The sequence below is a fragment of the Synechococcus sp. BS56D genome, assembly GCF_004332405.1.
Classification (GTDB): Bacteria; Cyanobacteriota; Cyanobacteriia; order PCC-6307; family Cyanobiaceae; genus Synechococcus_C.
Genome location: NZ_PHQU01000006.1, coordinates 1 through 26299, shown reverse-complemented (window position 1 = coordinate 26299; position 26299 = coordinate 1). Strand labels below are relative to the sequence as shown.

Here is a 26299-nt window from a genome sequence, read left to right as displayed (position 1 = left end):
AATCACAGGCTGATCCGATACGGCCTGATTATGCAAGCTTTCAGATGGGTCGTTGATCCGAAAAAGGCCAGAATCACGAGATTGGGACAGGTGTGATGGTGGCCGATCTGTTCACACATCACGGCGAACAAACGCGCCAGCGCCTGGCGCCATTGGCTGATCGGCTTAGGCCACGCAGCCTCGATGAATTCGTTGGGCAGGGAGCGATCCTTGCGGAAGGTCGGCTGCTGCGTCGCGCGATCGCTGCAGACCGGGTCGGCAACCTACTGCTGCATGGCCCACCTGGAGTCGGCAAGACCACCCTGGCGCGGATCATCGCCAATCACACACGCGCCCACTTCAGCTCACTGAATGCCGTCTTGGCGGGAGTGAAAGACCTGCGCACTGAAGTCGATGCGGCACGCCAGCGACTCGAACGCCACGGCCTGAGGACGATCCTGTTCATCGATGAGGTCCACCGCTTCAACAGTGCCCAGCAGGATGCCCTGCTGCCCTGGGTAGAAAACGGCACCCTCACCCTGATTGGCGCCACCACCGAGAACCCCTATTTCGAGGTGAACAAGGCCCTGGTGAGCCGCTCGCGCTTGTTCCGGCTTCAGGCCCTGGAGCCCTCTGACCTGGAACGACTGCTGGAACGTGCCCTGACCGATCCAGAGCATGGCTATGGCAACCGCTCGGTAACGATCAGCCAGGAGGCTGCGAGCCACCTGGTGGATGTAGCGGCGGGCGATGCCCGCAGCCTGCTCAATGCATTGGAGCTGGCGGTGGAGAGCACCCCAGTCGACGACGACGGCACGGTGCGCATTGATCTGACGATCGCCGAGGAGTCAATCCAACAGCGGGCCGTGCTTTACGACAAGCAAGGGGACGCCCACTTCGACACGATCAGCGCCTTCATCAAGTCGCTGCGAGGTTCAGATGCCGATGCCGCCCTGTTCTGGCTGGCACGGATGATCGAAGCGGGAGAGAATCCCCGCTTCATTTTCCGGCGCATGCTGATTGCCGCCGGGGAAGATGTCGGTCTGGCCGACCCCCAGGCGGTCGTGGTGGTGGAAGCTTGCGCGGCAGCCTTTGAACGCATAGGCCTCCCGGAAGGGCTCTACCCACTGGCCCAGGCCGCCCTTTATCTGGCCTGCACCGACAAAAGCAACAGCACGATCGGCATCTTCGAAGCGATCAAGAGCGTGCGCAGCGCCCAAAAGCAGGAGGTCCCCAGCCATCTGCGTGACGCCAATAGGGATGGCGATGCCTTCGGCGATGGCCAGGGCTATCGCTACCCCCATGCCTTCCGTGAACACTGGGTGGCCCAGCAATATCTGCCCTCAGCCCTGCAGGGTGAAGCCTTCTGGACGCCAGGCCACCAGGGATGGGAGGGCCAGAGGCGGGAACGGATGCTCGAGCGACGTGCCGCCCAACTGGCCGCCGCGGCCGAAGCGGTCGATGACCATCCTCTGCTGGTGAGCAGTGGGCCTGAACGGCCCCAGATGGAACGCTGGCTGCAGCGCCAACTGGCCCAAGACGGCGAGCGCTTGCAAGAGCTGAGGAAACGCCTCTGGGCTGATCTGCCTTGGAAGCGCACGGACCGGGTGCTGCTGCTTGGGGGCCGATCACTGCTTTGGGCCCTTGATCCACTGGCAGCAGTGGCCGAAGGAGGTGTCACGATCCTCTGCCACTCCCGCGAGGACCAAGACCGACTCGAGGCCCAACTGCAACTGCTCGATCCGCTCCACAGACCCACCCTGCTGAGCGGGGTTGCTGAGCTGGACACCCTGGCGAACGAGCATCGCTTTGAGGTGATCGGCGGCCGGCTGAGCCAGGAGGATCTGGCGACAGCCAGCGACCTAAAACTCTGGAACAGAGTTTCCAGCCACTGCTACACCGGCAGCCGGTTGCGCCTTCTGATCAGTGCGCCTGAGCTCGGCCCTGCTGCTGCCTGCGGGGAAAGCGGTGCTGCTGATCAGCTGAGTGCATCTGATCAGCAGATTCTGCAAAGCCTGATCACCCAGGAACGGGCGTGGCTGAACCATCTCCAGAGCGGTGATCAACTCCGCCCCAGCCTCGAAAGCACCGGTTGGCAGCTCAGCCTTGAGCACTGGAGCGAAACCCTCGGTCTTCCGCTTGATCCGCCTCTGATCGAACGTTGGCTCGGGGAGGGACGCCCCTACCGGCAACGCCTGGAGACCAACCGCAACCATCCAGCCACGGATCTTCAATTGCTGCGACGCCTGCTGGAGCAGCGACGGGGCGGCACCTTGCCCCAGCGCCTGCGCCATCAACGGCTCACTGGGCACTGGCTAAGCCCGGCAGCCCTCGAATCGAGCGGACCATAAAAAAGCCCCGGCAATGCCGGGGCTTGCATCTGAGGGATCCTCTGAAGAGGACCTGTCAGTCGATCACCAGAGGCCGCGGACGGGAGCAGCAGCGCGGGGAGCAGGAGCAGCGGGGAGGATCTGGTTGGCCTGCACGCAAGCGGGCAGGAACACGTACCAGGACAGAAGGGAGGTGGCCTGAGCGCCGCTGAGACCGCTCTTACACACGTTCTGGGAGCCGTCTGAAGAGCCGTTGTCGTTCAGACGGAAGGCGACGGGCAGGTTCTTCATGATGCCGGCGGACGACAGCTTGCCGTCTTTGGAGTCGGCGATGATGGCGGAGCGCAGGGCGACCACAGCGGTCTTCTGCTTCTTCCAGTAGGGGAAGTAGCTGCGGGTTTGATCCTTCAGGAACTTCACGCCATCCTTGGAGTAAAGGAAGCGGGAAACGCCGATCAGGTCGACCTTGTAGGTCTTGGTCATGCCTTCACGGATCTCATCGGCAGTCCAACCAGAGTTGTTGATACCAGCCTGGAGAGCGCGATCGGTGATCTCACCGTTCTTGAAGAAGGTTTTGAAAGCCTTGGACTTGGTGGTCCAAACAGCACCACCAGAAACCCAGCGAACGGGTTGCTTGGTACCGGCTTCAGCGGCGACAGCCAGGGTGGAGAGAGAAGCGCCAGCGAGAAGGCCGGCAGCGAGACGGGTGAACACGGACGGCGAAAAAAGACGTCAATTCACTTTTAGCCCCGAGACAGAAAAACGCCAACACATTGGTGCGTTACAGCACCTCTGGCGCCCCATGTTCGCCCGCACGGGATCAACACAGCGAGACACAAAATTCCATTGGGTCTCCTAATTCCAGGTATTAGATATCTCCTCAGCGGCGAATTCGTTCCAGCCTGCAGGGCAGCCCAGCGATGGGCCTTGCGCTGCAGAGGAAGCATCACCTCGACATAGGCGCCGCTCGAGCCGGTCTCCCCTGAGACGAACATCGGCCAAGAAAGCCTCACCCCCCCGCCTCGGCATCAGCCAGAGACGGCTGTAACCATCACCGCGCTCCACCCGGGCCTCGAGATGCTCACCGGTCAGCAGACCCAGGTCCTCCAGCGAAGCGGCGAAATGCCCCCAGTAGTGGCGAGTCATCTGGCCACGGACGAACTGAGCCAGCAGAACCTCCGCATCACGGCGTCGCTGCAGAGCACTCTCCCGATCCTCCAGCACCTGGCTCACACCACCTGACCCATCAGCCAAGGCAGGCGGCAACAGGTCCACCAGCCCCTGCGAGGGAGAACGACGCATGCCATCAAGACCCAAAACCGCCAGGCAGACGGCAGCCAACAGGGTGGGGAGACCTCTCAGGGAGGGGGAGGCCACGGGCCTAACCATGCAATGGCATTCACGCTAGGCAGAGCATGGAGACCTGTCTGGAAGCGTCACACCCCTCCCCGTCCAGGGCATCCTGAACCATGGCCAGGGTCCAGGAACCATGGCGCCAACCCTGGACAGCCAGCTCCTGCCCCTCCCCGCAATGGACCACCGTGCGCAGGTCCTCGCGACAGCACCATTGAGGCAGATCCTTCGCGAGGGAACCTCGCTGCCACTTGATTGCCGCCTCCTTGATCACCCAACGATCAAGCACGGCCTGGCGCAGAGCCAAAGGCTCTAGCCCCCGAAGCTGCACACGCTCCTCCGGCGGAAAAAAACGACGGGCCAGAGCCTCTGCGGGCAGCATCCGATCGCGTCGCTCCAGATCAACACCGAGCTTCCTGGGCCCCCAGCCCACGAGCAAAGCATCGGGACAGTGGCTGAGACTGACGCATCCCCAGCCTGGCGCCAAGGTTGGCGGAGCTGCTGGTGGAGCATCCAGGGGAATAGCCAAGGGCTCAACGTCCATGAGCTCACCAAGGAGCCGTCTCATCCAGGCCCGAGAGCGCAGAAACTCGGAACGACGGCGCTGCGGGAGCGGCTCAGCCCAACGCCATTCACGAGCGCTAACCAGGTCTGGATCGGAGGGTCGCTGTTGCTGCAGGGGAATCAACCAGAGGACAGGTACGCTGCGCCCCAACGTCTGTTCACCGCCCCATGGCCCTTCAGATCGGTGATGCTGCACCGGATTTCACACTCCCCAACCAAAACGGTGACATGGTGCAGTTGTCCTCATTCAAAGGACGCCGGGTGGTGATCTACTTCTATCCCAAGGATGCGACCCCTGGCTGCACCAAGGAAGCCTGCAACTTCCGTGACCGATTCGCAGCCTTCGAACAGCACGACATCACGGTGCTCGGCATCAGCAAGGACAATGCTGCATCCCACCAACGCTTCATCGCCAAACAGGAGTTGCCCTTCAGCCTGCTGACGGATGAGGAGCCCTGTCCTGTGGCGGAGTCTTTCGAGAGCTACGGCCTCAAGAAATTCATGGGGCGCGAATTCATGGGAATGATGCGCCACACATTCGTGATCGATCCTGAGGGCAAACTCGAGTTGATTTACCGCAAGGTGAAAGCCGATGAGATGGCCGATCAGATTTTGAGCGATCTCAATCTGGCCTGATCGGCCTGAGGTCGTGCTCATTGCGGAGCTGAAGCAAGCCTTCCAGCACCAGGTTCGGAGCGTGATGCACAGGCACCCCCCTGGCGAGCAAGCGGGGGAGCAGCTCTGGGGCATCACCGCCGCAGAGCCAGAGGGGTGACTCGCTGATGCGCTGGGCCTCCACGATCAGACCCAGCAGGGCCTGACGAACCCCGCAGCGCATCGCTGCAGCCGTCTCGCGAGGGAACAAGCTCTGCGATTCAAACGCAAGGGAGTGCTCCTCGGTACGCAGGGGTTCTGCAGGCAAAGGGAGGGCCTCAGCACCAGCCGCCATCGCTCGCAACTGCAACGCCATTCCGGCTGCCAGCTGGCCACCTGCAAATTCCCCGGCAGGGGTGACCCGCGTGAGGCTCAACACGGTGCCTGCATCAACCACCACTACGCCACGACCGACATCGCGCAGCTGCTGCCAGGCCCGCCACCCGGCCAGGGCTCGATCGACCCCAAGCCAAGGTGGTGCCTCCCTCAGAGGCACATCACGCAGTTGCACCTGCCTTAAGCGCTGGAGGGTGGCATCGGGAGGAACGGCTCCGACAGCAGCCCAGAGATGGGGAGGACGCTGCTGCAATCGCAAGGAGTCGGGAGGAGTGTGATCGAAACTCCAGCCATCACACCGTTGCTCCGCCCAGTGCCAGCGGCTGTTGCCGATCAGCAGAGCGCGGAAGCCATCCGGCATAGCTAGATGCCATCACCCATCACGCCCGGCAGATGGATGCCGCACTCCTGTTTGAGTCCACCGAAACGGGTCTCACGTCCGGATTGCTCCGCGCCATCCGGTGCACTCGAATGCCAGTCACCAACTGTGGAATAGCCCTTCTCAAACAGTGGGTGTTGAGGCAGGTCATGCTCCTGCATGTAGTAGTAGACGTCCCTGGGTGTCCACTGGAGAAGCGGGCGAAGGGAGAGCCGCCCCCGGATCGGATCGAGGAGGGTCATGGTGCCGCGATGGTCGGTCTGACCTCGTCGCACCCCACTGGCCCAGCACTGCACGTTGAGCGACTCCATGGCCCGCTCAAGAGGCTCCACCTTGCGCAACCGCAAGTACAACTCCATGTCTTCGACACGACCGGTGCTCCAGAGCTGGCCATGGAGAGCTTCCATGCGGGCGGCGGAGAGCTCGCTCTGGGCCACATGCAACTGCAGATCAAAGCGACGGGTTAGAGCGTCGGCATAGCGGTAGGTCTCCTGGGGCAGATATCCAGTGTCAACCCAGATCACAGGCACTGAATCGCCACCAGGACAGCGACTGAGCATGTGCAGAAGCACCGCTGACTGAATTCCAAAGCTGGTGGTGAGCGCAAAGCCTGGCCCGTAGTGCTCGATGCCCCAGCACAGGCGTGCCTGAGGCTCAAGCGCGTCAAGCCGGGCGCGTGCTTCCTGCAGGAACTGATCACCTGACATCACCGCCACCCTGGCTGCCGAACCATCCGCTGCAAGCTCGCCTTGATTCATGTCTCCATCCTCCAATGCCGCCGGCACCCCGGCGCTGCCTATGGTTCAGGAACGCCATCGGGACCCGCATGTCTGCCTCAGCCGCCGATGCCCAGCCCGTGGTGATCGTTGGCGGTGGTTTTGGTGGACTGAGCGCAGCCCTGGCCCTCAGCCATCAGCAGCCCCGACCTCCGATCGTGTTGATTGAACCGAACGATCGGTTCGTGTTTCTACCGCTCCTTTATGAATTGCTGAGCGGTGAACTGCAAACGTGGGAAGTTGCCCCCCGCTACGCCCAACTCCTCGATAATCGCGGAATAGTGCGCCTTCAGGAGCGGGCCCGGCGGATCGATACCGTCACCGGCACCGTGGAAACCGACTCTGGGGTTTGCCTGGCCTATGGCCAGCTGGTGCTGGCCAGCGGCTCCGAACCCCAAGACTTCGGGATCCCTGGCGTCCGTGAGCACGCCCTGCAGTTCCACACCCTCAGTGATGTGGCTCGGCTGCGCAACCACCTACGCCAGCTTCAACGGCAGCCACGCAACAACGGGGTGGATCGCCCCGGGGTCGCCCTGGTGATCGTTGGCGCCGGTGCCACGGGTGTGGAACTGGCCTGCAAAATGGCTGATCTTCTTGAAGGCGCCGCTGAGCTGCACCTGATCGAACGCGGAGACTCGATCCTGCCTCTGGCGAAAGCTTTCAACCGCGAACAAGCCTCACTGGCGCTTCAGCGCCGGGGAGTGCACGTGCACCTCAACCAGAGCGTGCAGTCTGTCCAGGCTGATTCGGTCACACTTCAAGACCCAAACACCCCGCCCCTGAAACACAACGGTCTGATCTGGACCGCTGGAACTCGCCCACGGGTGCCGGAGCTGATCCCCAGCCCCCAATGTCGTGGGGAGCGCCTGCTCGTTGATGCAAGCCTCTGCAGCCTGACCAGTCCGAATCTTGTGGTGATTGGCGATGTAGCCGCCCACGACAACGCCGATGGCACGGCTGGCGACTGGCCCCGCACCGCTCAGGTGGCTCTGCAACAGGGGGAAGCAGCCGCCCGCACCGTGATGGCCACCCGAGCCAGGGTCCAAGCCCCTCCGTTCCAGTACAACGATCTCGGTGAAATGATGAGTCTCGGCAAGGGTGAAGCCAGCCTGACCGGCCTGGGACTGACCCTGGCCGGCCCCCTGGCCTACCGACTCCGCCGCCTCACCTATCTAGCCCGACTACCAGGCCTGTCCCTGGGTCTTCGAGCAGCCGGGGCCTGGCTTCTGGGCGGTTGAGACAAGCCCATCTGGCGGGTCGGACCCGCGGCCTGCGCCCCTCCCAGCTGAGGCAGGCCGAGAAGCTGAGCCATCGGCGCCATCCCGCCGAACACGGAGCCGACCAGCTCACACTGAACCGCCTGGCCGACATGGCCCTGGAGATGGAGCAGCCCCTGCATCTGCTCGTTGATGCCCGAGGGCTTTGCCGCCTCCTCTGGATCGGCCCCTTGACTGAATCGGGGCAATTGCAGAGTCATCTCACTGACAGCGCCAGACGGAGAACCGGCGACAGGAGCCGCTGGCGGCTGATGAGCTGTCTGCCAGGAAGCAACAGTGCGGCCCTCGTTCCAGACCCGCGCGAGGCCGTGGTGGCCCTGGATCTGCAACCGGAGCTCTGGCTCCGCTACATGGCGCGGCCTGAGCGCGGCGGTCAGCGCGCCGCCCGGGGCTGGCTGCCCAGCCCCGATGCCAGCCTCGGCTGGGCAGCTGCTGATGCTCAGGATCTTGAGAGCCTCTGCGAACAGCCCCCTTCTGCGCTGGACGACAACCGTCCGTCCATGGCCAGCCCACGGGAGGCCGAGGACCAGGAACGGGTCCTCATGCTCACCCTCAGCGGTGGAGATGCCCAGCGGGCGGAGCGCGATCTGGCCGAACTGGAAGGACTCGTACGCAGCGCGGGCGCCCAGCCCGTGATGGTTTGCAACCAGAAGCACAGCACTGGAAACCCCCAGACCCTCTGGGGAACGGGAAAGTTGCAGGAAGCGGCCATCGAGGTGCGGCGCCACAGAGCCTCTCTGGTGGTCACTGACCGGGAGCTAACACCCGTGCAAGCCAGAAATCTCGAACGGTGGCTCGACTGCCCGGTCATGGATCGCACCGAGCTCATTCTCGACATCTTTGCCCAGCGCGCCGCCAGCGCAGCGGGGCGCCTGCAGGTGGAGCTGGCCCAGCTGCGCTACCGGCTTCCGCGCCTGATCGGACGGGGCCGAAGCCTCTCCAGGCAGGGGGGCGGGATCGGCACCCGAGGGCCCGGTGAGACCCAGTTGGAGAAGGACCGTCGGACGATCAGCCGACGGATCGAAACCCTTCGCCGCGGCCTACTCCAGCTGCAAGAGCATCGAGCGCGACTACGGGATCGCCGCGAGGGGCTCCATCGCCTCGCTCTCGTCGGCTACACGAACGCCGGCAAGTCCTCGCTGCTGAACGCTCTCTGTGGGAAACGCGAAAGCCAGCGGGTGCTCGCTGAGAACAAACTCTTCGCCACCCTCGACCCCACCACGCGCCGACTTGCCTTTCCCCGAGAAGGCGCGGCTGCGGATGAGCTGTTGATCACCGACACGGTGGGCTTCATCCGCGATCTACCGGCGGCACTCAGAGAAGCGTTCCGGGCCACCCTTGAAGAGACCCTGGATGCCGACCTGCTGCTGCTGGTCGTGGATCTCGGGGATCCCGACTGGCCCGGTCAGCTGAAGGCTGTGCACGGCTTGCTGGATTCCCTCGGCTGTGGCCAACCCCGTCAGGTGGTGGCCAATCAGATCGACCGCTGCGATGCCGAAGCGATCGAACGCATCCGCCAGCTGGAAGCGGATGTCATTTATCTATCGGCCACAACAGGCACGGGGCTGCAGGGCCTGCTGAACAAACTGAGCATGCGCTTCTGGGGAGACAACAGCAGGGCAGATACGGTGGCAACAGCCAATGAAGCGCCTCCTCCATGGCAGAGCTGATTGCAGCCCTGCAACACCCCCAGGCCCTGATCACGCTCGCGGTTCTACTGCTGGCTGTCGTGCTGTTCGTTACAGGATGGCTGGCACCAGAGCTGACGGGCCTGCTCAGCGTCGCTCTGCTCGTGAGCTCGGGTGTCCTGACACCGGAGCAGGGGCTGGCGGGATTCGGCAGTCCGGCCCTGATCACCCTGATGGGTCTTTTTGCAGTGTCCGCGGCCCTCTTCCGCAGTGGCGCACTCGATCGTCTGCGGGAGCTGATCGCCTCTGAACGGATCCGCAGCTCCAGGCGGATGGTGGCCCTGCTGACGTTGGTCGTCGCACCGATTTCGGCCGTGGTGCCGAATACACCAATTGTCGCCAGTCTGCTGCCGGTCTTGGAGAGCTGGTGCCGCCGCCGCCGAATCGCCCCATCGCGGGTCCTGCTTCCCCTCTCCTTCGCGACGGTTCTCGGGGGCACACTCACCTTGTTGGGTAGCTCCGTGAACCTGCTCGCCAGTGACATCAGCCGCCAGCTTGGCCTCGGCCCGCTCGAGCTTTTCAGCATGACGGCGATCGGACTGCCGGTCTGGCTAGCGGGATCAGTCTTCATGCTCCTTGCACCGTCTGGTTTGCTGCCGAGCCGCGGTGAGGACAACAACCAACTGACCACAAGTCCCAGCCAGAGCGGCTACACAACAGAGGTCACCATCCCTTCAAACTCCAGCCTGGTGGGCCAGACCCTGCGCCACAGCCGTCTTCAGAGGCGCTTTGATGTGGATGTACTGGAACTGCAACGGGGGGCAGAACGTCTGCTCCCACCACTCGCCGATCGTCGCCTCGAAGCCGGAGACCGGCTGCTGCTGAGGGTCACCCGAGATGACCTCCTACGCCTCCAGCAGGACCACACCATCCAACTCGCCGATGCCCAGCGCCCGCCGGGCAACCCGATGGCTTTCTCCGACCTGGAAGCGACCCTGTTCTCGACGGAGGTCGATGGCGGACAACGCACGGTTGAGGTGCTGCTCCCGGCGGGATCCACCCTGGCCGGCGCCAGTCTCAGGGAGCTTCGTTTCCGCCAGCGCCACAACGCCACGGTGCTGGCCCTTCGCCGCGGCCAGCAAACCGTGCAGGAGCGACTGGGCCAGGCCGTCCTGAGGGAAGGCGACGTCTTACTGCTACAAGCTCCCCTTGATGCCATCCGCGGACTGCAAGCCAGCAACGATCTGCTGGTGCTCGATCAGCTTGAAAACGACCTGCCAACGGTTCGACGCAAACCCCTAGCCATCGGCATCGCAGTGCTGATGCTGTTGATCCCCACGCTCACCCCCATCCCGCTCGTCGCAGCGGTTCTGCTGGCCGTGGTGGCGATGGTGATCACCGGTTGTCTCCGACCTGGTGAGGTGCAGCGCTCGATCCGGCTCGATGTGATTCTGCTGCTCGGTTCCCTTTCAAGCTTCAGCGTGGCGATGCAGACCAGTGGGCTTGCCGATGGTCTGGCGGCGGACCTAGAGCGACTGCTGCAACCCTGGCCGGCCTATGCAGCCCTCGCGGCGATGTTCCTGGTCACGACACTGATCACCAATGTGATGAGCAACGCTGCTTCGGTAGCCCTGCTGGTGCCGGTAGCCACTCAACTGGCTCAGCCTCTCGGCCTTCCACCCCAGTCGCTGCTGATGCTGGTGCTGTTCGGGGCGAGCCAGTCTTTTCTGACGCCGATGGGGTATCAGACCAACCTGATGGTTTTCGGTCCGGGGCGCTATCACTTCCTCGATGTTCCGCGCTACGGCGCCGGCCTCACCGTGATCATGACGTTGCTGGTTCCTGCGTTGATCCTCCGGCAGGTTCAGGGAGGCTGACGATGCCGATCCCTGCCGCGCTCTCCCGAACTCAGGCCTGGTATCGACGCCTGACGGTCCCCCAATTCACGGTGGTCACAGGACTTCTGGTGATCCTGGCGGGCACCCTGATCCTGGCAACACCGGTCTGCTCTGGCTCGCAAGTGGGCCTCTGGGAAGCCCTGTTCACCGCCACCTCCGCCGTCACCGTGACCGGGCTGTCAGTCATCGATGTTGGTCAGGACCTCACGCCGATCGGGCAAGGGGTTCTGGCCGTGATGATCCTGGTGGGAGGCCTTGGACTGATGGCGATCACCACGTTCCTCCAGGGATTTGTGGTGCGTGGTACTGCCTTGAGGCAACGGCTTGACCGCGGTCAGACCCTCGATGAATTCGGCGTCGGGGGGGTGGGCAGCACCTTCCGCGGCATTGCCCTGACGGCAGCGGTGATGATCCTGATCGGTGCCACGGTTCTCTACAGCTTCGGCTTCACCGATCTGCCACGGGGACCTGAGCGGCTCTGGGCATCCCTGTTTCACAGCATTTCCGCTTACAACAACGCAGGCTTCGGCCTCTGGAGCGACAGCCTTGAGAACTACCGCACCAACGGCGTTGTGAACGCGGTGATCTTGGTGCTGATTGTGCTCGGCGGCCTTGGTTGGCGCGTGACCAATGACGTCTGGACCCATCGCCAGCGCCTCAATCGCCGCAATCTCAGCCTGCACACCCGGCTCGTTCTGCGCTCCAGCCTGATCCTGATCGCCATCGGCACCGGCGGTCTGCTGATCACCGAATCACTCACACATGGACAGTTCCTCAGCAGCGTGGCCTGGCCGGAACGACTGATGGCTGCACTCTTCGAATCGGTCAGTGCTCGCACAGCCGGCTTCACCACCGTGCATCTCTCCCTCCAGAGCATCTCGGATTCCGGTCTGCTGCTGATGATGACCCTGATGTTCATCGGGGCGAGCCCGGGGGGAACTGGAGGCGGCATCAAGACCACAACGGTGGTCGCCCTTGTCGCTGCGACCCGCTCCACCCTGCGGGGCCGTGAGGACGTGGTGATCCGCAACCGTCAGATCTCCGACAAGGTGGTGTTGCGAGCCGTCAGCATCACGGTGGCCTCGCTCCTGTTCGTGCTGGCGATGGCATTGCTCCTGGCCCTTAGTAGCAACCTCAGTGGTGAGGAACCCTTCACGTTTCTGGAGCTTCTGTTCACCTGCATTTCCGCCTTCGCCACCGTGGGACTGGATCTGGGGGTGACTGAGCACCTTGGACGATTCGGGCAGCTGGTGCTGGTGCTGGGCATGTTTGTGGGACGCCTGGGGATCCTGCTGCTACTGAGTGCGATCTGGGAAACCCTCAACCGGGATCTGTTCACTCGTCAGAATCGAATCGGTTTCCCCCGGGAGGATCTCTATGTCTAGGGAGTGGTGGAGCTGGGCCGCATCCGGAGACGCCCAGCTGCAAAGTTTCGGGGTTGTCGGTGTCGGACGCTTCGGCAGCGCCGTGTGCCGCGAGTTGCTTCAGAACAGCGCGGAGGTTCTGGCCGTGGACCGCTCCGCCCGGGCTATCGAGGAACTACGCCAGCAGGAACCCTCCATCGAGGCGCGGGTTGTGGACTGCACCGATGAGGAATCCCTGCGTGAGGCCGGGATTCTCGACATGGACACCGTGGTGGTCGCGATCAGCGAGCCAATCGAAGCCAGCATCACTGCAACCCTGATCGCCAAGGATGGCAAGGGCAGTCGGGTCCGGCGGGTGATTGCACGAGCCACCAGCGATCTGCACGAAAAGATGCTGATTCGCGTTGGAGCCGACAAGGTGGTGTTCCCCTCGCGCATGCAAGGTGAGCGCCTTGGGCTGGAACTCGTGCGGCCGAATCTGATGGAGCGCCTTGAGCTCGATGAACGTCACTGCATCGAGGAGATCAAGGTGCCAGGGCGTTTCGTGGGCCGTTCTCTACGGGACCTGAACCTGCGTAAAAACCATCACGTGAATGTGCTGGCAGCTGGTCCAGCAAGGGATCTCACCGTGAATCCACCGGCCTCCCACATCCTCCAAGAGGGCCACGTGCTGGTGGTGATGGGGTTAATCGACGACCTTCAGAAGCTGCCTAGAACCTGAACTCATGCGCGTCATCGGGCTGATGAGCGGCACCAGCGCCGATGGGGTCGATGCCGCGCTTGTGGACTTCAACGGCCACCCAAGCCAGCCCCATTGGCGCCTGATTCGCCAGGCATCACTGCCTTACCCAAGGGAGCTTCAGTCCAGGATCCTGGCGGTGGCGCAGGGGGAACCGACCGCAGCCGGTTCACTGCTGGCACTCTCCGAAGAGATCACCCTCCATCAGGCCGAAGCCGCTCGGGCCTGCGATCCCCTGGGCCAGGCCAGCCTGGTGGGCTGCCACGGACAAACAATCTGGCACCGTCCACCCGAGCGGAATGTCGACGGAAGCTTGCGACTGGGGGCCAGCTGGCAAATGTTGCAGGCCGAATCGCTGGCCCAGCAACTGGGCCGGGCAGTGATTCACAACTTCAGAGCAGCGGACCTTGCTCTTGGGGGCCAGGGGGCGCCGCTTGTGCCCATGGCGGATGCAGCCCTGCTTGGTCGCTGCACGGGCTGGCGCGCCCTTCTGAACTTGGGAGGAATCGCCAATCTCACCCTGATCCCTCCCCGCTGCGGGCCTGACCGTGACCAGCCGGTGCTGGGTTGGGACTGCGGACCGGCCAACAGTCTGATCGATCTGGCCATCCAGCAATTCAGCCACGGCAGGGAGACGTTTGACCGGGATGGACAACGTGCCGCAGCCGGGAAGGTGCACGAGGCCTGGATCCAGCGCTGGCTGCAGGAGCCTTACTTCCTTCAGGCTCCGCCGAAATCCACGGGCCGAGAACTCTTTGGACGCGATGACCTGCAACGACGACTCTCCGAACTGAGCAATGCCTCCAATGACGACTGCCTTGCCACCCTCACCGCTTTCACTGCCGCAGTGGTGGCAGCGGATCTCGCGCGGATCCAAGCCCAGGGCCGGCCGCTCCCCCTGGAGCTCCTGGTGGCTGGTGGCGGCGGCAGAAACCCGACCATGATGCGTGAGCTAACCCGCCGTTGCTGCGGGCTGCGTGTGCGATCGAGCGATGCGTTGGAGCTTCCCGCCGCCAGCCGGGAGGCGATTGTGTTTGCCCTGCTCGCCTGGTGGCATCAGCGGCGCCACCCCGGCAATGCGCCAGCCGTGACTGGTGCCCAGCGCGCCGTTGTGCTGGGGCAGCGAGCCGAGCCCGCCTGAGAGGCCAGGCTGTTTTCCAAACAGGCTGGCGGCTCATTGAACGAGGGGCTCAGCCAGGGCGATAGAGACGCAGGCGGCGAGGGGCCCCACGCAGGCGGCGAGGCTGCTGCGCCTCAAGCGCCGTGCGCATCCGCTCCACAGGCGCATCCGAGGCTGCGCCCTGCTCATAGCGCTGCACACCTTGCTGGATCAGCACCTTGGCCATGTTGCTCACAGTGCGCGATTCCTGCTCGGCCAGCAAGGAGAGCCTCTGGCAGAGATCTTCTGGCAGCACGACCTGAATCCGAGGGGACTTCGGCTTCCCGCTGGAGGAGGTTTGGCGGGTAGGCACGACCCAAAGGCAGGCAGAGCTACTCAAGAGTGTACAGAGGTGTGCAAGGATAGTATCCAGCACTATGCTGCAGGCAAACGAACGCTGATCGACCCCCAGAGACTCCTCGATCAACAGCCCGCTCTCGACCATCAGCCCCTCCGCCAAGGAGCCCCATGCCCAGACCCGCAAGCCTGAGCCCCGCTCGCCGGAACAGCTCCCGGTCCGCCAGCCGATCAAGGCGTCGGCAGGAAACCGATGATGTGCTGGTCTCTGCAGTGATCAGCACCTACCTGCTGACCCATCTCCACCACGTGCTCCAGCGGGCTGAATACGGAGCCATCCAGGAGGGACGTCGTTCCCAGGCCGCCAACTACGCCCAGCTCCGCAAGGTGCTCTGCATGGACGCCCGCAGCATGGAAGATGCTTCAGCCATCGGACTGCGCGACACCGATCTCGAGCAGGCCGCCTGAGCCGAAACCTCTCAGAGAGTCAAGACGCTGCCGAAGCGGCGCACCCTTCATAGCGTTGGAAGACGACACTCCCACCTCCATGAGCAACGCTGCTGAGCTGTATCGCCGGATTGAAAGTGACCGCGACCTGACCAACAGTCTGTTCAGACAAGCGCTTCAGAACCCGCAGGGAGCCATCGAGGCCATCTGCGCCATTGGAGAAAGCCTGTCGCTTCCTGTCACGCCCGATCAGGTCAGAGCGCACCTTGGCGATCTTGACGACGATCGCACCAAGCAATGGCTGATCAAGGCCCGGGGTGGACTCTGAGGGAGCGGCTCTCAGGCAGTTCCCGCAGCCCCGATGGTTTTGGCTTTAGACGCCCGTGGTCCCCACCACCGGCCCAGCTGAAAAACAGCCAATAGCTGACGATGGCCAACCCGGCCGCTACCACAAGGGCCGTCACCTGCTCCAGTCTTGCCATCGCCGGTGGTTCGGATCGCAGCATTCAGTCTGCCTTTCACCCCGCACGGGATGATGGAGAGATGCCAGCCCCTTCCATCACGTGCTGAGACTTGAGCGCGTCAGCAAGATCTACCCAACCGGGGAAGTGCTCAGGGATGTGACCTGGGAGGTGAAGGCCGGGGATCGCATCGGTCTCGTGGGCGTGAATGGTGCAGGAAAATCCACCCAGATGCGCCTGATTGCCGGCCTCGAGGAACCGAGCGGAGGTCAGATCGTCCGCCAAGGGGACCCGCGGATCGCCTATCTGCAGCAGGAATTCGATGTCGATCCCCGACGCAGCGTCCGCCAGGAACTGTTTCAAGCCTTCGGAGAAGCGGCCCAAGTGCTGAATCAGCAGCGCGAGGTTGAAGCAGCCATGGCATCGGAACGGGCGGCGGCAGATGCCGACCACCTTGACGATCTGATCCACGAGCTCGGGCGACTGCAAACGCGCTTCGAGGCACTGCACGGCTACGAACTCGATGCCCGCATCGACAAGCTTCTCCCCACCATCGGATTCAGTGCTGATGACGCGGAACGGCCGGTTGCCGACTACTCCGGCGGCTGGCAGATGCGCATCGCCCTTGGCAAGATCCTGCTCCAAGACCCTGACCTGCTTCTACTCGACGAGCCCACGAACCATCTGGACGTGGAAACGATCCAATGGCTGGAGGGCTACCTCACCGAACAGAGCGCTGCACTGGTTGTGATCAGCCATGACCGCACCTTTCTGGATCGCGTCTGCAATCAGATCGTGAGCACGGAACGCGGGATCTCGCGGAGCTACCTCGGCAACTACACCGACCACTTGGAGCAGAAAGCCCTGGAGCGGGAAGCCACCCAAGCCGCCTTTGAGCGTCAGCAGAAGGAAATCGCCACGCAACAGGCCTATATCGACCGCTTCCGCGCCAGCGCCACTCGCAGTACACAGGCCAAGAGCCGAGAGAAGCAACTCGACAAGGTGGAACGAGTCGATGCCCCGATCGAGGACGTGGGCGGACCGAGCTTCCGCTTCCCACCCGCACCGCGCTCGGGCGCTCAAGTGGCCGTGATCGATTCCATGACCCATAGCTACGGGGATCAGATCCTGTTTCTCGGTGCAGACCTTGAGGTGGAACGGGGGGATCGCATCGCATTCGTCGGACCCAATGGAGCCGGCAAATCCACGCTGTTGCGACTGCTGATGGGGCTGGAGACTCCGGACGAAGGGAGCGCGCGCCTGGGAGAACACAACATCGTGGCCAGCTACTTCGAGCAGAACCAAGCCGAAGCCTTGGATCTCGGCAAAACCGTGATCGACACCATGTTTGAAGCGGTGCCGGACTGGACGCAGACCCAGGTGCGCTCCCTGCTCGGCAACTTCTGCTTCAGCAATGAAAGCGTTTTCAAGGAAGTAGGAAAACTGAGTGGAGGCGAAAAAGCGAGACTGGCTCTGGCTCTCATGCTTCTCAGCCCCTGCAACCTTCTGGTGCTTGACGAGCCCACCAACCACCTCGATATTCCGGCGAAGCAGATGCTGGAAGACGCGCTCATTCATTACGAAGGTGCGGCACTGCTGGTCTCCCATGACCGCTATTTCATCTCAAGGGTGGCCAACCGCATCGTCGAGCTTCGTGATGGCGAACTGATCCTTTATCGAGGCGATTACAACTACTACCTCGAGAAAAAAGACGAAGAAAAACAAGCGGCAGTCGCCGCAGTAGCCGCTGCGGAGCAGGAAGCGAAGCGACGGGCGAATCGAGAAAAGCAGAAGCAACGCCAGGAGCGCAAAAAGAGCGCTGCTTAACAGTGATCGCCAGGGCTGGCAAGACGAAACTTCACAGATGGTTAGGCAGGAAGACTCATTTCTCTTTACCAGCCCAAATGGTGTGCATAGGCTGACATCACTGCTCCCGGATCGCCATGACCCACACGCCCCCGATCCATGCCGGCACTCTCAACTCCAGCGCCATGAACGCCGCAGAAACGCAGCACGAACAGACCTGGGACGCAGTGGAAACCTATTTCGAGTGCATCACCACCTGCTCCCTTGATGACGGCGAGTGCATCACCCGCTGCGTTGAACAGTTACGGGACGCTGACAGCTAGCGCGTCCGCGGCAAGTTGCTCATCTCCACAGGAGTGATCGACAAGCTCACGGCCGTCCCTCCCCGCAGCACCTTCACGCTGAGAGGACGACCGACCCCATGCCGGTCGATCGCAGTCACCACGGCGGCAGGAGTCGCCACCGGCACCCCCGCCAGCGCCACGATCACATCGTCGACCCGCAAACCGGCATTCGCAGCAGGTCCTCCGGGCACCAAAGATCGCACCACCGCTCCTGGGGGCACGGTGGCACCAGGGCGAGGCGCGGGAACCGACGACAGACCAATCCCCACCATGGGATGACTGGCCCGCCCCTGGGCCACAAGCTGACCAGCGATCGCGCGGGCTCGATTGATCGGAATCGCAAAACCCAGACCCGCACCAGGTCCAGAGCGCACCAGGGTGTTGATACCCACCACTTCCCCGGCGGCATTGAGCAACGGTCCACCGGAATTGCCCGGGTTGATTGCAGCGTCGGTCTGAATCAAGTCGAGCCTCTTTCCTGAAATTCCCAGCTGGGAGACGTTGCGGTTCAGATTGCTGACGATTCCCAGCGTCACGGTGTTCTCCAGACCGAAAGGATTGCCCACGGCAATCGCCCAGTCACCGACCTGAAGACGATCGGAATCGCCAAGGGGTGCTGTCGGCCAGGGGCCGGATTCCGCCAACCGGATCACCGCAAGATCCGTGAGGGTGTCCTGGCCCAGCACCCGACCAGCTACACGACGACCATCAGGCAGGCCGACCATGACCTGATCGGCCTTCTCCACGACATGGGCATTGGTGAGCACGAGTCCCGAGGACTCGAAGATCACACCACTGCCCTGACCGCGTTCCACCCTTGCCCTGGGCGCAGCGGGTGACTGCAGCCCGAAGAACCTCTGCAGGAAGGGATCCAGCATCAGACCACCAGGCAAGCCGGAGACGCCCGTGGAGCGCACGGTTCGCTGGGTTTCGAGGGTGACGACCGCCGGCCCGCTTCTCTGGACTGCCGAAGCAACGAACGATTGGGGAGTCAGGGCCGCTGCCGCTGCGGAAGCTGCCTGTGCCGGGGGCAGAACCTGAGGGATCAATGCCAGGGGCCCGACGACAGCCGTCGCGACGAGCATGGACGCTGTGACGGGCCTGAACATGCTCGCAGAACAGCAAAACGCAGGTCTTGACGGTACGCAGAACAAAGGGGAGCCGTCAGTCGCAATCCCCGACCAAACCATGACCGGATGCAACCCGCGGCGCCATCGGCCCTGACGGCGATGATGGGAACAAAGCTGGTCCGTACCGCTGGAGGCGAGCACCATGTTGAACAGCCTGTTCCCAATCCTCTACGGCGCAGCCTTCGTTTTTCTGCTCTGGCAGGCCTTTCGCGTGATGGGCCAGGGATTCCGAGCCGCACGTAGCCCGAGAGACCGCACCGGTCAAATCACCGTGCATCCGGAACTTCTCGATCAAGAGGGGCGCATCACAGAAGAGGACCTGCTCACCGTGCGTTTCAGTGGCGGGAGCGACCCAGAGGAGACGCCTGACGGAAGCAGGAACCACGACTGAATAAGGTTGGGTGATGGCGACCTTTGTCGGCGCCGGTCGGACTCGTAGGGGGGACTCCCAGGTGGATCAACGAACACGGATTGTGGCAGCGGTGATCAAATCCGTGAAACTGCCTCCACGCTTCCGACTGCGCCTCTTAAAGGAGGATCCGGTTCGCCTTGAGTTGAGCCTTACGCCCGCTTACGGGAAGCAACCCATCCAGGTGGGACTGGTGGAGTCTCTGGATCTGGTCGCGCGTCGTGATCGCGAAGGGAGGATCCCTAGGGATTTACAGGGCACCTGGGACTGGACAGTCCGCCACGGCGAGGTCAGCACTGGTGGTTGGAATCCCTATCTGAAAGAAGCACTGCAAACCATGTTCGAAACCGGTCTGCCCGCCATCGTTTACGAAGAGCTGACAGGCGAGGAATACCACCCTGTTGATGGGGCGAGGCATGTCCGCTGAGCCAAACGCCAGGCCCTCCTTGTAAAGGCGTACGAAGCGCTACAGCGCCTCACCTCAAGAGGGGCTAGACCGAAGGGACTACGGCCTTTAAGGTTTTCTTCATGGCCACGCTTCGCTTTTCCCTCAGTCCGCTGGTGAAACTCTTGGCAGCAATGGGAGCTCTCAGCAGCCTCCTGCTTCTGGGACTGCTCAACATCTTCGGCTAATCCTCTTTGCCCACGACCGGTTCTCCCGAGTTTCCGATCGACCCGCTGCTTCCAGAGCTCTGCAGCTCGCTGACGGAAGGATCCACCGTGCTTCTACAGGCTCCACCTGGGGCGGGAAAGACCACCCGTGTGCCCCTGGCCTTGCTTGGCGCGCTCAACGGATGCCCGCCCATGGGCAGGGGCATCCTGATGCTGGAACCACGGCGGCTTGCCACCCGTGCCGCTGCCTGCCGATTAGCTGAGGCACTCGGGGAATCCCCTGGCGAGCGAATTGGCTACGCCGTCCGTCATGAGCAGCGGTCCTCGTCAATCACCGAATGCGAGGTGGTGACCACGGGACTGTTCCTTCGACGCCTTCAAAGCGACCCGGAACTCAGTGGCATTGGCTGCGTGATTTTCGATGAATTCCACGAACGGGGCCGAGACAACGATCTAGCCCTCGCCCTCGTGCGGGATGTCCGCCATCACCTGAGGCCGGATCTGCGCCTGTTGCTGATGTCAGCCACGCTCAATCTGGAATCACTGGTGGCGGAGTTATCCGGCGCCACGGTGCTCACGAGCGCGGGGCGCTCGTATCCCGTCACCACCCATCACCTACCTCCACGGGCGGGGGAACGTCTCAGCAGCACGGTCATCCGGGCTCTGGAACAGCATGCCCTGCCCCTCGGCGCTACCGCGTTAGAGAGCCGCCACCAACCACCGACCGTGCTGGTGTTTCTGCCCGGCCTTCACGAGATCGACCAATGTGAGCGTGCGATCCAGGAATGCTCGAGCCTGGAGGGATGGCAGCTGTGCAGCCTCCATGGCCAGCAGCCCCTGGAGGTTCAGACCCGTGCTCTGACCGCTTGTAGCAGCGAATGGTACGGACGGATTGTGCTGGCCACGGCCATTGCCGAAAGCTCCCTCACCCTTCATGGGGTGAGGCTGGTGATCGACAGCGGCCTCAGTCGACGCAGTCGTTACGACCCTGAAACGGGCATGGAAGGCCTGGAAACCGTGCCGACCTGCCTGGCTAGTGCCGATCAACGGCGAGGGAGAGCAGGGCGCCAGGCTCCTGGTCAATGCGTCCGCCTCTGGTCACCAGCGGAGCAACAGCGACGCCCGGAGCACGACACACCTGAGTTGCTGCGCTGCGATCCTCAGCCTCTGGTGCTTGACCTGGCGCTCTGGGGAGCCGGTCTCGGAGAGCAGCTGCACTGGCTGGATCCTCCGCCCCGGCCCTCCCTCCAGGAGGGATTGCACCATCTCGTCGGGCTGGGGGCCTTGACCCCAGCCGGCCTTCCAAGCGATGCCGGTCGGCAACTGGCAGGCATCGGGACCCATCCCCGTCTGGGGATGCTCTTACTCCATGCCCGCGAGTGGAAGCGCTCTCGACTGGGGGCCGACCTTGCCGCTCTGCTGAGCGAGCGGGACCCCCTCAATTCCAACGAGCATGGCTGCGACCTTGGGGCCAGGCTGCAGCTGCTGAAGAAGGGCCGGAACGATCGGATCCACAGCATCCGACAACTCAGCCGGCAGCTCTATCAACAACTGGAAGCGCTGCCAGCCCTGCGGGCACAGGCGCTCCCCCATGCTGGACAGCCACCCGCGGCTGATTGCAGTGATGAGCTGGTGGCGGCCTTACTACTGGCAACGGCATTCCCGGAGTGGGTGGCTTTACAGCGCGCTGAACGATCGAGCAGCTATCAGCTGCGCCAGGGCCGGGGGGCAGTGCTGACAGCGGAGGACCCCCTGCAGGCGTCAGCGGCCCTCGCAGTAGCGCGTCTCGACCTCGGGCGGGTCAATGCCCGGATCCGGCTCGCCCTGCCCCTCCCCATCTCCTGGCTTGAAGACCTGGCCAGGCGCGAGGGTGAATGGCAGGAAACGGTGGCTCTGGATGAGGGACGGGTCCGATCGCGGCGGAACCTTCAACTGGGAGCCCTCACCCTCCAGTCTTTGCCCCAACAGAGGCCCGATCCTGAACTGGCGTGCTCTCTGCTCCTTGATCATTTGGGCCATGCGGGCCTGGAGACGCTCCCCTGGGGCCCGCGCAGCCAACAGCTGCGGGAACGACTCGCGCTTCTGCATCAGCACAAAGGACTCCCCTGGCCCGCACGCGACTGGGAGTCTTTGGCCAGGGACCTGCCGGAGTGGCTCGGCCCTTCGTTACTGGGCTGCACAGGCTTGGGCGACTTCAGCGAAGACCAGCTGATCGAGGCTCTCTGGGGAGAGGTGTCCTGGCAGCAACGCCAGTCACTGAACCAACTATTGCCGGAGTCGCTTCTGATCCCGTCCGGCCGTCAGGCCAGGCTCGACTACCGAGACGGAGAGGTCTGCCTTGCCGTCAAGCTGCAGGAGATGTTTGGCTGCCTGGAGACCCCCAGGGTGCTGGAGGGACGTCTCCCTGTGACGCTCGAGCTGCTCTCGCCAGCGGGTCGCCCCTTACAGAGAACCCAGGATCTGGAGGGCTTCTGGAGGGGCAGCTACCACGATGTTCGCCGGGACATGCGTGGCCGTTACCCCAAACATCCCTGGCCAGATGACCCCGCCACCGCGATCGCAACCGCTAGGACGAACAAGCGCCGTTAACCGCGAAGCAAGAGGGGAGATCCGCACCAAAAGCGGGCCCGATGTGCCGCCCAAGACAGTCAACAAAACTCAAACCTTTGTTACATTGATTGGGCAGGTCCTTTTTCTTCGCCATGTCTGACAACGCACAAGCCCGCTTCGGTTTCGTCAACTTCGCTGAGACCTGGAACGGACGTCTCGCCATGCTCGGCTTCGTGATCGGCCTCGGCACCGAACTGCTGACCGGCCAGGGCATCCTCACCCAGATCGGCCTGGGCTGATCGAACCCAGACGCTGCATGCGTCGTTAAAGGCCCCGCCACGGCGGGGCCTTTTTTCATGTCACAGCGCATCCCAACCGGTGCTGCGAGAGAGTATCTGGATTGCTTCGATCGTTTGTGCCGCGTCTTTTCGCCAGCAACCGCCGGGACGGAGCCCGGCTGTTGAGTAGCGCCCTCGTGCTTCTCGCCATTTGCGCCACCCAAATCCAAAGCCCCTGGGGCCTCACCCTGACCCTCGTTTTCAGCGCCCTCTGTCTCTACTGGGGCATGGCCTATCGGCACCTTGACCACTGACGCTCCCCCCACCTATTCGGTTGCTGAACTCAATGCCGCGATCGGCAGCTTGCTGGAACGGGGGTTCGCCCCGCGGTTTCTCGTTCAAGCGACGGCATCAAGGCCCCAGATCAAAAAAGGTCATCTCTGGCTGACTCTCACGGACGGAAACGCCAGCATCACAGCTGTGGTTTGGGCCTCCAAGCTTCAGCAACTCAACTTCGTTCCAGGCGACGGCGATGGCGTTCTGGTGGTGGGCAAGCTCAACTTCTGGGCCGCTCGGGCGAGCTTGACGGTGCAGGTGCTCGACCTGAGGCCCAGTCTCACCACCGTGATGCGCCGTTTTGAGGAAGTGCGCGAGCAATTGCTGCAAGAAGGCCTGATCGATCCGAGTCGGCAACGGCCTCTTCCCCGCTACCCCCGGCGTGTCGCGATGCTCACGAGCAGTCCCAGTTCAGCACTCGCAGACATGCTGCGAACCGCGAGGGAGCGCTGGCCCTTGACCAGTCTGCTGCTCCTACCGATCCCGGTGCAGGGTGATGTAGCGCAGCAGATCGTGCAGCGATTGCAACGCCTGAGCGAGGCCCAGCCAAGACTGGCTCTCGATGCCATCGTGCTGGCTCGGGGCGGTGGCAGCCGTGAAGATCTGATGGTTTTCGATGATGCCGACGTCTGTCGACAGCTCGCCATGAGCCCAGTGCCTCTGATCACTGGAATCGGCCACGAAGACGACCTCACCGTCGCCGACCTCGTGGCCGATCACCGAGCCGCGACGCCCACGGCAGCAATCGTTCAGCTGCTTCCGTCAAGAGAGCACGCCCTCGCAGACGTGCATCAGCGCCAACGCCACTGGCGAGATCAACAGGCATGGGCTCTGAAGCGAGAACGCCAGAAACTGAACCAGCGCTTTGAAAACTGGTCGCTGCACCACCCCCGTCGACTGCTTGAACGCATGAGGGTGCAGCTCAATCAACGGATGAAGCTCCTCTCTGCGCTCGCTCCAGAACGTTGGTTGGCCCGCGGCTTTGCCATTCTTGAAACGGCCGATGGGCGCCCCTTGCGCAGCATCACGGAGGTTCAGCCCCCTCAAGACCTTCTGGTCAGGCTCAGCGACGGCCAAGTTGTGGTCGAAGCCAAAGCCGTGAAACCAGGATCACAACGCTGAACTCTCCAAACCGCACTGTCCCCTCTCCGCGCACACCATGGCTGCAAAAAGCAAAGCAAGCCGAGCCAGCAACGGCGGCATCGATCCCCAGCAGGAGGAGGAGACTTGGCGGAAGGATGCCGCACACCTGAGCTACGAAGAAGCTCTGCAGGCCGCCGATCTCCTCCTCAGCCACCTTCAGAACGACACCCTGCCTCTGTCTGAACTGGAACGAGCACATCGACGGGGCCAGATCTATCTCGAACATTGCCAGACACTGCTGGCACAGGTGGAACAATCCGTCCAGGAGCTAGATCCGGAGACGATGATGCCTCAAACACACGACAAGAAAGCAGCTGATGCATCGCCCTGAACTTCTGCGCTGGATCTATCTGCTGCTGGCTATTGCTGGAGCGATCCTTCCCTGGCAAGCGAATCTGGAATTCATGCAGGCCAACGGCGACCCTTTGGCCTTAATGCAATTCATTCAAGATGCCAACGCCAACGCCGCCGCCCGCTCCCTCAGCCGGGATCTGCTGATCGGGGCCAGTGCCATCACCATCTGGATCGCGGTGGAAGGGCGTCGCTTGCAGATGAAGGGCTGGTGGATCACGTTGATTGCCTGCGTCATGATCTCCTTTGCCTGCGGTGCGCCCCTGTTTCTCCATCTGCGCGAGCGACGTCTTGCGGAACTGGCAGCCGCTGAGTAGTCCTGAGACTGATCAACACTCAGGCCTAATCAGGAATCCACATCCTGGGCTTGCACATCAATGGTCATTGCACTGGCCGGCGCCGAATCAGTGCTCGGATCAGCAGCGGTTAGCGGAGATCCGCAAACCGAACAACGCTCTCCGCTCGAAAGATTCATCGCCCCGCAGGCTGGGCAGGCCTGCATCCGACTCTGAAGGAATCGCCAGCCCAACCAGCCAGCTCCACCCAGAATCAACGGGAGGGCCAGCAGCACCAACAACAGTCCCCCTGCCACATCGAGCAGCACCCGACCTGCTGCAGTTGGCAGCAGGATCAGTAGCAGCAGTCCGATCCAAAGCAGGGAGGAAGAACGGGGCACAGGCCAAACAAGGAAGACCGGATCTCAGTGTCGCTGATCCACACCGAGGCTGAGGCGTCGTTTCGCCAGGACCACACTCCAACACTGGCCGAAATAGATCACAACACCAACCATCCACACCCAGAGAGTGAGCACCAGCACGCTGCCAATCACTCCATAGGCCTGGAAACGAACGCCGAGGGAGAGGATGCTGCGACTCACGGCAAGATTGAGAATGGTGAGCAGCACACCGATCAAAACGGCCCCTGGAATGAGGGGACGCAGAGGGACGCGCCGGCTGGGCAGCAGGAACTGAAGCAGAAGGGCCATGCCGGCAAAACCAAGACATGGAATCAAATAACGACCGAACGTCAGCACGGGAATATGCGCCAAAAAAGACTGAAGCCAAGGCAACGAGCGCAACGAATCATCGAGTGCCGCTGCATGAATCATGCGTAGATTGGCGCTGATTTGATCAAGAACAATCAGAAGCCCAACAAAGATCACCACAAAGAAAGCTTCAAGCCGGACCCGGAGAAACTGAACAACTTGCTGATACCAGTTCGCATCAGCAGGTGGATCTGGGAAATAGTCAAACCAAATGCGATCAGCACCTCGCTGCAAGGTCAAATAGACATTCCCTGCGGTGACAAGCAGGACACCTGCACCAAGCAGGCCAGCACCAAAGCCTTGCCGCACAAGCTTTTCAAGAGTGACTTGAACAAGCGCTACAGCGGAAGGGGGAAGGACTCCGGCGGTGTAATCAATGATCTGCTGATCCAGCCCTTCTTGGCGTCCAAGAAACCAAGAAGCAACCGAAAGAGCAATCAGCAACAAAGGGAAAATGGATTGAAGCGTGTAATAGGCAAAGGCAGCACTGAGATCAACACAGTCACAGCGCGACCAACGCGCATAGGCCTGCCATAGGCTTCGGATCAAGCGCTTCCAGGCCAACCAACGCCTCATCCAAGCCATAGGTCCAATGACTAAACGGTAGCGCGTGGAGGAGTCTGCCAACAAAAAAGCCACCCTTACGGGTGGCTT

29 protein-coding genes are annotated in these 26299 nt (G+C 62.5%); 20 read left to right on the top strand and 9 right to left on the bottom strand.

The features are described from left to right. The first annotated feature begins 95 nt into the window (after window positions 1-95). Window positions 96-2330 carry an AAA family ATPase gene (locus CWE17_RS09525; RefSeq protein ID WP_131456625.1) on the top strand — a complete coding sequence of 745 codons (2235 nt, stop codon included), beginning with the start codon at window positions 96-98 and terminating at the stop codon, window positions 2328-2330. Window positions 2331-2393: 63 nt separating this feature from the next. Here the strand turns inward: CWE17_RS09525 and CWE17_RS09520 are convergent, their stop codons facing one another. The 3 genes from CWE17_RS09520 to CWE17_RS09510 all read right to left on the bottom strand — a co-directional run bounded on the left by CWE17_RS09520 (window position 2394) and on the right by CWE17_RS09510 (window position 4377). Then, window positions 2394-3023: an alpha/beta hydrolase gene (locus CWE17_RS09520; RefSeq protein ID WP_131456623.1), complete on the bottom strand. Its 630-nt coding sequence runs from the start codon at window positions 3021-3023 to the stop codon at window positions 2394-2396. A 141-nt stretch (window positions 3024-3164) separates the two neighbouring features. Then, on the bottom strand, window positions 3165-3686 hold the full coding sequence (locus CWE17_RS09515) for a thymidylate synthase (protein ID WP_240789358.1): 522 nt from the start codon (window positions 3684-3686) through the stop codon (window positions 3165-3167). 22 nt (window positions 3687-3708) lie between these two features. Next, window positions 3709-4377: a 4'-phosphopantetheinyl transferase superfamily protein gene (locus tag CWE17_RS09510; RefSeq protein WP_240789357.1), complete on the bottom strand. Its 669-nt coding sequence runs from the start codon at window positions 4375-4377 to the stop codon at window positions 3709-3711. Window positions 4378-4394: 17 nt separating this feature from the next. On the opposite strand from CWE17_RS09510, the gene bcp reads away from it, so the two are divergent. Next, complete coding sequence (bcp, locus tag CWE17_RS09505) at window positions 4395-4862, top strand: thioredoxin-dependent thiol peroxidase (RefSeq protein WP_131456621.1); 468 nt, start codon at window positions 4395-4397, stop codon at window positions 4860-4862. Here bcp and CWE17_RS09500 read toward each other — a convergent pair. Both CWE17_RS09500 and CWE17_RS09495 read right to left on the bottom strand, forming a co-directional pair. After that, entirely contained in the window at window positions 4849-5577 is a 729-nt protein-coding gene (locus tag CWE17_RS09500) for a type III pantothenate kinase (protein ID WP_131456619.1), read from the bottom strand. The genes bcp and CWE17_RS09500 overlap by 14 nt on opposite strands. 2 nt (window positions 5578-5579) lie before the next feature. Continuing rightward, window positions 5580-6353 (bottom strand): phosphoadenylyl-sulfate reductase, encoded by a 774-nt coding sequence (locus CWE17_RS09495; protein WP_131456617.1) that lies wholly within the window; start codon window positions 6351-6353, stop codon window positions 5580-5582. 68 nt (window positions 6354-6421) lie between these two features. On the opposite strand from CWE17_RS09495, the gene CWE17_RS09490 reads away from it, so the two are divergent. The 6 genes from CWE17_RS09490 to CWE17_RS09465 are packed head-to-tail and all read left to right on the top strand — an operon-like array spanning window position 6422 to window position 14418. Beyond that, window positions 6422-7609, top strand: a complete 1188-nt coding sequence (locus CWE17_RS09490; RefSeq protein ID WP_131456615.1) for an NAD(P)/FAD-dependent oxidoreductase — start codon at window positions 6422-6424, stop codon at window positions 7607-7609. Continuing rightward, a complete protein-coding gene (gene hflX, locus CWE17_RS09485; protein ID WP_131456613.1) occupies window positions 7606-9318 on the top strand; it encodes a GTPase HflX in 1713 nt (570 codons plus the stop codon). Before CWE17_RS09490 ends, hflX begins: the two co-directional genes overlap by 4 nt. Beyond that, on the top strand, window positions 9306-11153 hold the full coding sequence (locus tag CWE17_RS09480) for an SLC13 family permease (protein WP_131456611.1): 1848 nt from the start codon (window positions 9306-9308) through the stop codon (window positions 11151-11153). Before hflX ends, CWE17_RS09480 begins: the two co-directional genes overlap by 13 nt. Window positions 11154-11155: 2 nt before the next feature. Further along, window positions 11156-12559 (top strand): TrkH family potassium uptake protein, encoded by a 1404-nt coding sequence (locus tag CWE17_RS09475; protein WP_131456609.1) that lies wholly within the window; start codon window positions 11156-11158, stop codon window positions 12557-12559. After that, the gene (locus CWE17_RS09470) at window positions 12552-13259 is read left to right on the top strand and encodes a TrkA family potassium uptake protein (protein ID WP_131456607.1); all 708 of its coding nucleotides are present in this window, start codon (window positions 12552-12554) and stop codon (window positions 13257-13259) included. The genes CWE17_RS09475 and CWE17_RS09470 overlap by 8 nt, the downstream gene beginning before the upstream one ends. A gap of 4 nt (window positions 13260-13263) precedes the next feature. Beyond that, window positions 13264-14418: an anhydro-N-acetylmuramic acid kinase gene (locus tag CWE17_RS09465; protein ID WP_131456605.1), complete on the top strand. Its 1155-nt coding sequence runs from the start codon at window positions 13264-13266 to the stop codon at window positions 14416-14418. 49 nt (window positions 14419-14467) lie between these two features. Here the strand turns inward: CWE17_RS09465 and CWE17_RS09460 are convergent, their stop codons facing one another. Then, on the bottom strand, window positions 14468-14749 hold the full coding sequence (locus CWE17_RS09460) for a hypothetical protein (RefSeq protein ID WP_131456603.1): 282 nt from the start codon (window positions 14747-14749) through the stop codon (window positions 14468-14470). Between the two features lie 155 nt (window positions 14750-14904). Between CWE17_RS09460 and CWE17_RS09455 the strand changes: the two genes are divergently transcribed. The 4 genes from CWE17_RS09455 to CWE17_RS09440 all read left to right on the top strand — a co-directional run bounded on the left by CWE17_RS09455 (window position 14905) and on the right by CWE17_RS09440 (window position 17770). Further along, a complete protein-coding gene (locus CWE17_RS09455) occupies window positions 14905-15201 on the top strand; it encodes a hypothetical protein (RefSeq protein WP_236629671.1) in 297 nt (98 codons plus the stop codon). A 79-nt stretch (window positions 15202-15280) separates the two neighbouring features. Then, a complete protein-coding gene (locus CWE17_RS09450; protein WP_131456601.1) occupies window positions 15281-15508 on the top strand; it encodes a hypothetical protein in 228 nt (75 codons plus the stop codon). 235 nt (window positions 15509-15743) lie between these two features. Further along, the gene (locus CWE17_RS09445; protein ID WP_131456599.1) at window positions 15744-17468 is read left to right on the top strand and encodes an ATP-binding cassette domain-containing protein; all 1725 of its coding nucleotides are present in this window, start codon (window positions 15744-15746) and stop codon (window positions 17466-17468) included. A gap of 116 nt (window positions 17469-17584) precedes the next feature. After that, entirely contained in the window at window positions 17585-17770 is a 186-nt protein-coding gene (locus CWE17_RS09440) for a hypothetical protein (RefSeq protein ID WP_131456597.1), read from the top strand. Here the strand turns inward: CWE17_RS09440 and CWE17_RS09435 are convergent. Continuing rightward, entirely contained in the window at window positions 17767-18876 is a 1110-nt protein-coding gene (locus CWE17_RS09435) for a trypsin-like peptidase domain-containing protein (RefSeq protein ID WP_131456595.1), read from the bottom strand. The genes CWE17_RS09440 and CWE17_RS09435 overlap by 4 nt on opposite strands. A gap of 187 nt (window positions 18877-19063) precedes the next feature. Here CWE17_RS09435 and CWE17_RS09430 point away from each other — a divergent pair, with 187 nt between their 5' ends. The 8 genes from CWE17_RS09430 to CWE17_RS09400 all read left to right on the top strand — a co-directional run bounded on the left by CWE17_RS09430 (window position 19064) and on the right by CWE17_RS09400 (window position 24917). Next, a complete protein-coding gene (locus CWE17_RS09430; protein WP_131456593.1) occupies window positions 19064-19312 on the top strand; it encodes a DUF2973 domain-containing protein in 249 nt (82 codons plus the stop codon). A 61-nt stretch (window positions 19313-19373) separates the two neighbouring features. Next, window positions 19374-19757 carry a hypothetical protein gene (locus CWE17_RS09425; protein ID WP_131457070.1) on the top strand — a complete coding sequence of 128 codons (384 nt, stop codon included), beginning with the start codon at window positions 19374-19376 and terminating at the stop codon, window positions 19755-19757. 212 nt (window positions 19758-19969) lie between these two features. Then, complete coding sequence (gene hrpB, locus CWE17_RS09420; RefSeq protein ID WP_131456591.1) at window positions 19970-22531, top strand: ATP-dependent helicase HrpB; 2562 nt, start codon at window positions 19970-19972, stop codon at window positions 22529-22531. A gap of 113 nt (window positions 22532-22644) precedes the next feature. Next, on the top strand, window positions 22645-22791 hold the full coding sequence (locus tag CWE17_RS09415) for a chlorophyll a/b-binding protein (RefSeq protein ID WP_131456589.1): 147 nt from the start codon (window positions 22645-22647) through the stop codon (window positions 22789-22791). A gap of 116 nt (window positions 22792-22907) precedes the next feature. Continuing rightward, entirely contained in the window at window positions 22908-23084 is a 177-nt protein-coding gene (locus tag CWE17_RS12255; protein WP_164498756.1) for a hypothetical protein, read from the top strand. Beyond that, window positions 23074-24228 carry an exodeoxyribonuclease VII large subunit gene (xseA, locus tag CWE17_RS09410; RefSeq protein WP_131456587.1) on the top strand — a complete coding sequence of 385 codons (1155 nt, stop codon included), beginning with the start codon at window positions 23074-23076 and terminating at the stop codon, window positions 24226-24228. Before CWE17_RS12255 ends, xseA begins: the two co-directional genes overlap by 11 nt. Window positions 24229-24265: 37 nt before the next feature. Continuing rightward, window positions 24266-24580, top strand: coding sequence for an exodeoxyribonuclease VII small subunit (gene xseB / locus CWE17_RS09405; protein ID WP_131456585.1), 315 nt, complete (start codon window positions 24266-24268; stop codon window positions 24578-24580). Beyond that, complete coding sequence (locus CWE17_RS09400) at window positions 24567-24917, top strand: DUF2834 domain-containing protein (RefSeq protein WP_131456583.1); 351 nt, start codon at window positions 24567-24569, stop codon at window positions 24915-24917. Before xseB ends, CWE17_RS09400 begins: the two co-directional genes overlap by 14 nt. 29 nt (window positions 24918-24946) lie before the next feature. Here CWE17_RS09400 and CWE17_RS09395 read toward each other — a convergent pair whose 3' ends face one another. Continuing rightward, entirely contained in the window at window positions 24947-25276 is a 330-nt protein-coding gene (locus CWE17_RS09395; RefSeq protein ID WP_131456581.1) for a hypothetical protein, read from the bottom strand. A gap of 24 nt (window positions 25277-25300) precedes the next feature. After that, window positions 25301-26221, bottom strand: a complete 921-nt coding sequence (locus CWE17_RS09390; protein WP_164498762.1) for a YihY/virulence factor BrkB family protein — start codon at window positions 26219-26221, stop codon at window positions 25301-25303. Between the last annotated feature and the right edge of the window lie 78 nt (window positions 26222-26299).